Here is a 9,203-nt window from a genome sequence, read left to right as displayed (position 1 = left end):
AACGTCCAGCCCGCAGAAAACAGCGAATTCCTCGTCCATACGCGCCCCTTCGCGTCCTCTGGCCGCAGTCACGACACCCGATGCTGGCACCCACGTTACAAAGAGACCTCGCCCTCAAAAAGGGCCGGCCCTGTCCCTATCAGCAGTCAACGCGTGTCTCCGGAACCGGCGACAACACCCCCCGGATCATCAGTGACAGGGCAAGAAAGTCATACCGGGTCCAGCGACCAAATCCCCGGCTCTCGGGGACCCAATAAATGTAACGGGCTAAGACCGGAACCTTGGAAACCAATTCTTAGCCTCACCGCACACAACCGAGCGATGTGAACAGTTGGGGCCGGCCTCCGTCTGTTTCCCTTTGAAGGCAAGGAGAACGGGCACCCAATAAATGGGCGTCAAAGGCTCCTAAGGGCCGATGGCGATGATGTTGGCCGGGTCCCGGGTCCTCAGGACGGCTCAGGTCGAAAAGGACCCTCCCGCGTCTGCCATCTCGGCAGCGGCGACGCGGGCGTCGAAGTGGGCGGCCAGCAGCTCGCCTGAGTGGACGATATGCTGCTCCATCGCGGACCGGGTTGCGTCCGGGTCGTGCGCTTGGATGCCCTTGAGCAGTTCGGCGTGGTCGTCCATGGTGGCCTGGGGCCAGCCGGGGATGGAGGAGTAGAACTGCCGGGGGACGTACCGGGTGACCAGGCCAAGGACCCAGACGGTCTTCCGGGAGTCGGCCATCAGGTTGATCTCGCGGTGGAAGGCGTGGTTCTTTTCTTCGAGCCGGTCGTGGTCGTTCCGGGCGGCGGCCGCGATCAGTTCGTGGTGCAGTGCTTCGAGTTCGGCCACATCCTGTTCGGTGGCGTTGGCGGCGGCCCGGGCGGCAAGTTCCCCGCCGATGAGAGCCTGGACCCGGAAGAGGTCCCGGATGTCTTCACCGGTCAGGGGCGCCACCACGAATCCGTGCCGCGGGACGAGTTCCAGGAAGCCTTCTACCCGCAGAGCCTGGAGCGCCTCGCGCGCAGGCGTGGTGGAGATGCCCAGGTCCTCGCCGATGGTCTCGGGTCGGACCAGGGTCCCGGGCCTCAGTTCACCAGACATTATGAGGCCCCGTACATGGGCGGTCGCCCTCTCGCTCAGTTGCGGGCGGGCGCTACTGCGGGGTCTACTGCTGGTCATGGTCTGGGGACCCTTCCTGGTCATTTTCCCCATCTAACATACGGCATCAGCCACGGCCCGTATGCGGTGGCAGGCCAGCCGCGACTGATGCGCGACCAAGGAAATTCATTCGGTCTTGCGAACCGGGACCAGACCCGACGCGCCGAGCCCCAGTTCGGCCAAAATCTTTTCGGTATGCTCGCCGATCTCCGGCACTGGATCCATCCTGACGTCGGATTCCCGGGACGTGACTGGCGGAAGCAGGCTGCGGAGCGGTCCCACCGGGGAGTCAACGTCACGCCAGCGGTTGCGCTCGGCCAGCTGGGGGTGATCGGCGAACTCGTGCATGTCCCGCAACTGGGCATTGGCGATCCCCGCGGCGTCGAGCCGGGACAGGACCTCAGCCGTCGGCAGTCCGCCGAGAACTGCATTGATGGCGTTGTGCAGTGCAGAGCGGTTGTCCACCCGCAGCGAGTTGCCGGCGAAGCCTGCGTCCTGCGCCAGGTCGGGCTGCTGCAGCACGTCCGTGCAAAACTTCGCCCATTCCCGCTCGTTCTGGATCCCGAAGAATACTGTGCCATCGGCGGCGCCGAACGGTCCGTAAGGTGCGATACTGGCATGCTGGGCGCCGCTTCGGGCGGGCGGAGAGCCGCCATATTGGGCGTAGAAGTAGGGCTGGGCCATCCATTCGCCCAGGGCCTCGAGCATGGAGATCTCCAGGACGTCGCCGCGGCCTGTGACGGCCCGCTGCAGCAGTGAAGTCAGGATGCCGGAGTAGGTGTACATGCCGGCTGAGACATCGGCGATGGACACGCCCACCTTGGCGGGGGCCTCCGGGGTGCCGGTAACGCTGAGCAGGCCTGCCTCGCATTGGACCAGCAAATCGTAGGCCTTTTTCTTTTCGTAGGATCCGCCGCGGCCGTATCCGGAGATCGAGGCGTGGATCAGCCTAGGGTTCAGGGCCAAGGCTTCGTCTGGCCCTAGGCCGAGGCGTTCGATGGCGCCGGGAGCGAGGTTCTGGACCAGTACGTCGGCCGTGGACACCAGTCTGCGCAGCACGGCCATACCTTCTTCGGATTTCAGGTCCAGGACGATGCTTTCCTTGGACCGGTTCAGCCAGACGAAGTAGCTGGCCATGCCGTGGACCTTTGTGTCGTAGCCGCGGGCGAAATCTCCGGTGTCCCGTTCCACCTTGATGACCCGGGCGCCCAGGTCGGCGAGTTGACGGGTGGCGAAAGGGGCCGCGACGGCCTGCTCGAGGGAAATGACGGTGATGCCTGCCAGCGGGAGAGTGCCCATTATTGCTCCCTCCTTGCACGCTGCAAGATACGTTTGGCCCGTTCGGTGACGGGGCGGTCGATCATCTTTCCGTCCACCTGGGCGGCGCCACCCTCAGCGCCGATCACGGACAGGGCCCACTCTACGTCGGTCTGTGTGGGCACGAAGGCACTGTGCACGGTCGCCAGCTGGTCAGGATGGATGCACAGCTTGCCCCCAAAACCGAAGTTCCTGGCGAGACGGGCGGACTCCGCTACCTTGCCGACGTCGCGGATGTCGGTTGACGGTGAATCCAGCGGCGCGGCGATACCGGCTGCACGGGAGGCGAGGACCAGCTGGGCCCGGGCATGGTCCAGGAACCGGTCCCCGCCGTCGGCGTCGATGTCCAGGGCGAAATCGATGGCACCGAAGGCCAGCCGAGTCACTCCCGGCACGCGTGCTAGATCCACCGCGTTCACCACACCGAGTGCGGATTCGATCAGCGGAACGAGAGCCAGGTGTTTTGGCATGTCTACGCGCAACTGGCGAAGGGCACCAGGGTCTTCCGCCTTCGGTACAACGAGGCCGAGCAGACCGGACCCCGCTGTCCGGGCGGCGGAGAGCAGCAAGGTGATGTCGGCCTCGTACTGGCAGGACCCCTGCGTGTTTAGTCGTACAAGTGCGCGCACAGGAGCACCGCCGCCCTCGGGCGCCACTGCTTCCAGGGCTGCGGTCAGCGCAGCGGACTTTGCATCCTGCGCGACGGCGTCTTCCAGGTCGATGATCACGACGCCGGCGCCTGAGGCTGCTGCCTTGGCGAACCGTTCGGGACGATCACCCGGGACGAACAGTGCGGTGACCGCCGCGGCGACACCTTCGGTGCCGGTCAGGCCGACTGCGGTGAGGCTTCCTGCCGGCGCCATCACTGGAAGGCCCCGATCGAGGGCAGGGTCGATTCGTCCGGGCGAGCAGACTCGACGCCGGGCAGGTGGCCCTGCCGATACACCATGAAGGTCCGGCGGTAGCTGATCACGATTTTGCCGTCTTGGTTAAAGCCCTCAGTGGCCACCGTCACCAGCCCAAGGTTGGAGCGGGACTTCGATTCCCGGACGGAGAGGACCTTGGACCGCGAATAGATGGTGTCGCCTTCGTAGACGGGGTTCGGCATGCGGACCTCGTCCCAGCCCATGTTCGCGAAGACGTTCATGGAAAGATCGATCGTCGACTGGCCGGTGACCAGGGCCAAAGTGAGAGTGGAATTGACCAGCGGCAGACCGAACTCCGTCGCCTTGGCGAAATGGCGGTCCACATGTGTTTTCGCCACGTTCTGCGTCATGAGCGTGAAGGACTGGTTATCAGACTCCGTCACCGTCTTGCCGAACGGATGGTAGTAGATGTCGCCGGGCGAGAAGTCTTCAAACAGGCGGCCAGTCCAGCCGGCTACTACGCGGCCTTCCCCGGCTGGCGTCTGGATTGCATGTTCGGTCATCGCTGCTCTCCTTGGATTCGCTGCATCCGCCAGTCACTGCTGCACGGCGAACGCGAAATATATTTAAATCTCCACGCTAGTCTGATCTAAAAAAGCAGGTGATGTCAAGGATTTAGAGTTCGACAGATCTGGTATGGCACCACTTGCCGAATCCCAATATATTACGTAACGTCGTTTCCCAGAGGTGACGGAAAGTTGCCAGCAACGATTCGAAGGAGCACAGATGCCCACCCTGACTGCCGAACTGGAACAGCTGCGCGAGAAGACCCGCCTCCTCTGCACGGGATTTCCCGATGAGTACTGGCGTGAGACGGACCGCAATCGCCGCTACCCGCAGGAATTCGTGGACACCCTGACCGAAGCGGGCCTACTCTCGGCGTTGATCCCGGCCGAATATGGCGGTCTGGGCCTGGGCCTGACCGAGGCCGCCGTCATCATGGAGGAAATCAACAAGTCCGGCGGTCACTCGGCGGCGTGCCACGCCCAGATGTACACGATGGGCGCACTGCTGCGGCACGGTAGCGATGCGCAGAAGCTGGCCTACCTGCCCCAGATCGCCGCCGGTACACTGCGTCTTCAAGCCTTCTCCATCACCGAGGACAAGGCCGGCTCGGACACCACCAGCATCGAAACCGAGGCGATCCGGGACGGTGACGACTTCATCATCACCGGGCACAAGAGTTGGACCAGCCGGATCGACGAGTCCGATCTCGCGCTCGTCCTGGCCCGCACGTCCGGCAAGCCCGACGGTAAGGGCGCAGACAAGACCTACGGCCTCACCCTGTTCCTGGTGGACCTGCGCCAGGTCAGAGCGGAACAGGCGGACACGCTCAAAGTGGTCAAGGTCCGCACCATGTTCAACTACGCAACCAATCAGATTTTCTACCAAGGTATGCGCGTCCCCGCGTCAGCCGTGATCGGTGATGTCGGCAAGGGCTTTCGCTACGTCATCGACGGCTGGAACGCCGAACGGATCCTCCTGGCCTCGGAGGCCATCGGCGACGGCTACTGGTTCACCCAGCGCGGCGTCGACTACGCCAACAGCCGCGAGGTGTTCGGCCGGAAGATCGGCACCAACCAGGGCGTGCAGTTCCCCATCACAGACGCATACATGAAAGTCCGGGCCGCCGACATGATGCGGTACGAGGCCGCCCGGCTCTTCGACGCCGGCGAACCCTGCGGCGCCGAGGCCAACATGGCCAAACACCTCGCCTCCGAGGCCAGCTGGGCAGCTGCCAACGCCTGCCTGGACACCCACGGCGGCTACGGCTTCGTGGATGAATACGACGTCGAGCGCAAGTTCCGCGAGACCCGCATGTTCCAGGTCGCGCCGGTCAACAACAACATGATCAAAAGCTTCGTCGCCACGAAAGTCCTCGGTTTGCCCCGCTCATACTGAATGAGGGACTGCGCTTAAAACAGTTACAAGAGGACGCATTCACGCCTGTTCCGGCCGCACGGCCCGCTGCCACCCCATCCCCGAGGAAAGGCGCCGCCAGCCACGCTGCTTAGCCGTGCAGCCTAGGCTGCTCACATGTGCAGCCCCTCTGCAACCTTCACGGTCGTCCGACTGCGAGGGTGGCGCGTTTTTGCCCCGGTGGGCGATCTCCTTCGGTAGCGTTCGCCGAAGTGTCGGTTCTGCCAGCGCTCACGGCTGCCTCGCCTACGACTCGGGGCAGAATTTGAGCGTGAGCACATGTATGTCCTGGCGGTCCTGCTCCAGCCCAGACCCGGACAGCTGTCTGCCGACATCCCCTCGGAATCCGCGCGCTGATCAACCAGCTAGACGTCACGCCGCGGAGTTGTGTGACGCGGAGTGGAACCCGGTGCTGTGGAACTCGCCGTGGCCTGTCGTGTGGGATGGTGTCTACCGGCAAAGACAACATGCATAGGTCGCGGCGCTCCTTCAAGGAAGCCCCCAAACATGGACTCGTGTGCGCTCCCCCACGTCGCCCCATAGTTGAACAAGGGGTTCGGCGGCGCGTTCCGCGAACGCCTTGAGCGGACTCGTCGTAGCCTTCCACCACTCCCGCTACCACGTCGGGCTACCTGTGCAACCAGGTGATTATGCGCTGTAGGCTGAGGACTGTTGCGGGGCCGCCGGGGTCATTGAGATGGCCGTGGTTCGGAGCCGCCTCCATCACTGATTCGACCAGCACCACCACAGCCTGCTACTAATGAAAAGTAGAGAGCTCTTGTCCCGGAGACGTCGCCGAGGTGCCGTCCCAACACAGAGACGGTAAGCATATTGGTCGCTTGGCCCGGCTCGGCCGAGCCGAATGGATCAGGGCGGTTCTACCGGTGTGCAGGTTCGGCAACGAACTACATAACCTTCCGGTATTCCTGACGGGTAAGACCGTGTGGAACCTCCAGAGCGGCCCGAACAACGTAGCGGCCCACGCCGACGCGAGTAATCATAATACCGGCACGGAGCCGTGTGGCTGCTTTGACCACGAAGCCCACCGCTTCTTCCAGTGCGGGATCGACGTCTGCAGCCCGCTGCACATTGACCACCAAGATGTCCGGACCTGCTAACTCATCGTCAGAGTTAGCCCGGAGTGGTGGATTCTTGGCGGTGTAGGTCAAGCGTTTGGATGCCATCGGAGGACCAGTTCTTTCAAAATATGGGTTCGGGGTATTGGTCTGGCCGTCGTCAATGAGTTTGGAATCTCATCTCAGCGAACACCGTCGGCATCAGGGGACGCCTGCTTCGAAGATGGGCCATGAGGGCGAAGCCTTTGGGACCTACTGACTATTACTCGCCAGCTCAGTTCAATGGTTTAGGGCTTCAGCATCAGAACACCTGGGCGGTCCTCAAAGGTCACACCCCGGCTAATTACGAGAAGTCCCGCTGTCAGAACCAGCAACCAGAGGCAGAGCATCGCGAATGAGGCCGCCCAGGAACCGCTAAGGTCATGCAGAATGCCAAAAAAGAGCGGTCCGCTGCAGGCAAGGGAATACCCCATACCTTGGGAAAAACCTGATAGCGCGCCTGATCCTGCCGTGGTGCGCGTGCGCATATTGATCGTCACAAAGGCATAGGAATATATGCCCTGCCCAAGTCCGGCCAAGATCACCCACACGGCGGTAAGTGCTGTCGGCGAGAGGAGAAGTCCTACGTAACCGATAGCAAACATAGTCACCAAAAGGAGGGCAATGGGTAGCGGACTCGCCACCCGGGCGAGCAAGGAAGGGACGAGAAGACTGACGGGGAGACCGGTCAAAGCGAATAGGGCAAGCATTGAGCCGGCGCTCCCGGCGCTCATGCCCTGGTCTGTCAGCAGCGTCGGCAACCAGACAAACATAGCAAAAGCATTGCTCGAGGCGCCCGCGAACACCATCGAAAGCCCCCACGAAACAGGTGACCGCCAAGGACGGATTCGGAACGACCGCGCGGGCGGCACCTCGCGGACCGGCGACGGCATTGTCTGCAGTTTGGAACCTGCACGCATGAGCACGATGATCCAGAGGAGCGCTGCAGCCGCGCTAGCAGCAGACCAGATCCCGGCTGAGAAGCGCCATCCGGCATACTCGGTGAGGGGAACAGACAACTGCGGAGTCAGCGCGGTGCCGAACGCGAACAGGGCCATATATAGAGCGGTTACAAGACCTATATGGTCCGGGAAGTACCGTTTGACCAAAGGTGGCAGCAAAATGTTGCCGACCCCGAGACCCACCATGGTCAACAGGGACAGGGCCAGAAAAGCCAAAACTGTGGTGCCGAAGGTACGGCCAAGCTGTCCGGCGACGGCGATCAGGAGGGACACCACAATCAGAGGTTCAAGCTCTATTCGCCGCATCATTCGAGGCGTGAGGAACCCGGTTACCGCGAAGCCAGCCGTGGGCAGCATGCCGAGCACTCCCAGCGAGGCGATATCAAATGGAAGGTCCCTCGAAATTTCCGGAAGAATCGGCGCCACGCCCATCACGGCTGGGCGTGCACTCAGAGCGGTCAGGAGGATCCCCGCGAGGACGAGCCATCGACCTCTCAATCGTGGCCGCGTTACGCCCTCTTCGGTCAGCAGCACCGCGGAGAGCTGAAATTTTTGCTGATTATTGGCCAATGCGTAGGATTCCTTGCTGCATGATGCGGTGTTCCGTTCGGTAAGGTCAGGGTCATAGGTTGCTCATTGCCGCACGGCGCTACCACCCGTGTGCGCCGTCTGGGCATCTACCCGTGAGACTACGGACGTTTCCGCTCATGGGTAGGTTCCCGGGAGCCGACGCCATACACATCCTGTGCTCCCTATAGGGTGGTCTTGCGGCCCCAGACGTCGAGGCGCCTTCGAAATGGCGCCGGGACCGAATATCCGGGCCGTCCTGCTGGATGCTCTGATGGCCTCGTTGATGTTGAACGGGTTCACGGCCATGTCGCCGGCGTCGGCAACCTGGATGTTCTCAAAGGGGCTGACGTCGCAGACCGGGTTGTACGGACGCAGCAAGAGGCTGGCTTCACGCACGTGGTTGGCGCAGAAGCGGGCACCCGGGCGGTAGGAAACACCGGAATCGCCAAGCTTGCTGTTGGCCTCGATGCGCAGCTCTTCCACTTATTACTAACTTCCTGGCTGGTAATTGCCAATGCGAACCACTTAATGGAGAAGCATCTGATTCGTCTTACCCCCTCTTGTACAATTTCTGAGGATATTGAGCAGGGAGTCAGCCCGCCCCAGATTGATTAGGTACACGCGTTCGCTTGACAGCAAAGCAGCGCTCTCGGTATGCACTGAAGCCACACCGAACCCTCAATTTGTGCCATGGTCAAGCACAGTGGCTTCAACGATGTCAGGACGTGTTGACGGTCCGAACAGGCGGAGGTGGCGGATGACCCGATTCTGGATGCGGCCCCATATGCGGCACTCGCAGCAGCCGCGTCGGCTGCTAAGGCAGAACCGTAACCGTGATTAGGAACTATTCTCTTTGTGAGTCGTTCTGGAATTGGCAAACACTGCCTTGGGCCGTTTTATCTTTTGGAATGCCGCAGGATTCGTCCTCGAAGCCGGCGGTCCATGCCTCATAATATTCGGCTTTCATATACAAGCGCCGGGTAAGAGCGCCACTGCTTTCCAGCCAAAGCGTTTGTCCATCACGGGTGGTAATCTCGACCCTGCCTTGATCTGCAATTTTGCGATTCAGGCGGATTTCAACATACATGCCTTCTGCTAACGACCAGTCACAGATGATCTCAGATGCCATGTCTTTGTCTTTCCGGCTGCGGGTTTTTGAGGCTGGTGTGTGTGGGGTCCGTTGGCTCACGTGGTGAGTTTGGCGTATCGTCCCTGGTGGAATAGCAGGGGTTTTCTGTCGTCTTCGGGCG

General features: G+C 61.8%; 8 protein-coding genes and 1 pseudogene. 1 reads left to right on the top strand and 8 read right to left on the bottom strand.

The genetic code is table 11. From position 1 onward, the window contains the following. Window positions 1-456: 456 nt before the first annotated feature. The 4 genes from KNN17_RS21560 to KNN17_RS21545 all read right to left on the bottom strand — a co-directional run bounded on the left by KNN17_RS21560 (window position 457) and on the right by KNN17_RS21545 (window position 3,889). A complete protein-coding gene (locus KNN17_RS21560) occupies window positions 457-1,164 on the bottom strand; it encodes a GntR family transcriptional regulator (protein WP_274619771.1) in 708 nt (235 codons plus the stop codon). 105 nt (window positions 1,165-1,269) lie between these two features. Next, on the bottom strand, window positions 1,270-2,442 hold the full coding sequence (locus KNN17_RS21555; protein WP_241710889.1) for a CaiB/BaiF CoA transferase family protein: 1,173 nt from the start codon (window positions 2,440-2,442) through the stop codon (window positions 1,270-1,272). Further along, window positions 2,442-3,323, bottom strand: a complete 882-nt coding sequence (locus KNN17_RS21550) for an HpcH/HpaI aldolase/citrate lyase family protein (protein WP_241710888.1) — start codon at window positions 3,321-3,323, stop codon at window positions 2,442-2,444. Before KNN17_RS21550 ends, KNN17_RS21555 begins: the two co-directional genes overlap by 1 nt. Beyond that, a complete protein-coding gene (locus tag KNN17_RS21545; RefSeq protein ID WP_241710887.1) occupies window positions 3,323-3,889 on the bottom strand; it encodes a MaoC family dehydratase in 567 nt (188 codons plus the stop codon). Before KNN17_RS21545 ends, KNN17_RS21550 begins: the two co-directional genes overlap by 1 nt. A 223-nt stretch (window positions 3,890-4,112) precedes the next feature. On the opposite strand from KNN17_RS21545, the gene KNN17_RS21540 reads away from it, so the two are divergent. Then, complete coding sequence (locus KNN17_RS21540) at window positions 4,113-5,288, top strand: acyl-CoA dehydrogenase family protein (protein WP_241710886.1); 1,176 nt, start codon at window positions 4,113-4,115, stop codon at window positions 5,286-5,288. 923 nt (window positions 5,289-6,211) lie between these two features. On the opposite strand, the gene KNN17_RS21535 is transcribed toward KNN17_RS21540, so the two are convergent. From KNN17_RS21535 to KNN17_RS21520, 4 genes and pseudogenes are all read right to left on the bottom strand, one after another. Further along, a complete protein-coding gene (locus tag KNN17_RS21535; RefSeq protein WP_241710884.1) occupies window positions 6,212-6,490 on the bottom strand; it encodes a hypothetical protein in 279 nt (92 codons plus the stop codon). A 179-nt stretch (window positions 6,491-6,669) separates the two neighbouring features. Beyond that, complete coding sequence (locus tag KNN17_RS21530; RefSeq protein ID WP_241710882.1) at window positions 6,670-7,953, bottom strand: MFS transporter; 1,284 nt, start codon at window positions 7,951-7,953, stop codon at window positions 6,670-6,672. Between the two features lie 249 nt (window positions 7,954-8,202). Beyond that, a pseudogene (locus KNN17_RS22735) lies at window positions 8,203-8,436 on the bottom strand (arginase family protein); the annotation flags it as partial. Window positions 8,437-8,797: 361 nt separating this feature from the next. Beyond that, a partial coding sequence (locus KNN17_RS21520; RefSeq protein WP_241710880.1) for a hypothetical protein occupies window positions 8,798-9,203 on the bottom strand: 406 nt, incomplete at its 5' end.

Origin of the sequence: Arthrobacter bambusae (assembly GCF_022606295.1) — a bacterium.
GTDB classification, from domain to species: Bacteria; Actinomycetota; Actinomycetes; order Actinomycetales; family Micrococcaceae; genus Arthrobacter; species Arthrobacter bambusae_A.
This window is presented reverse-complemented; position numbering and strand designations above follow the sequence as displayed.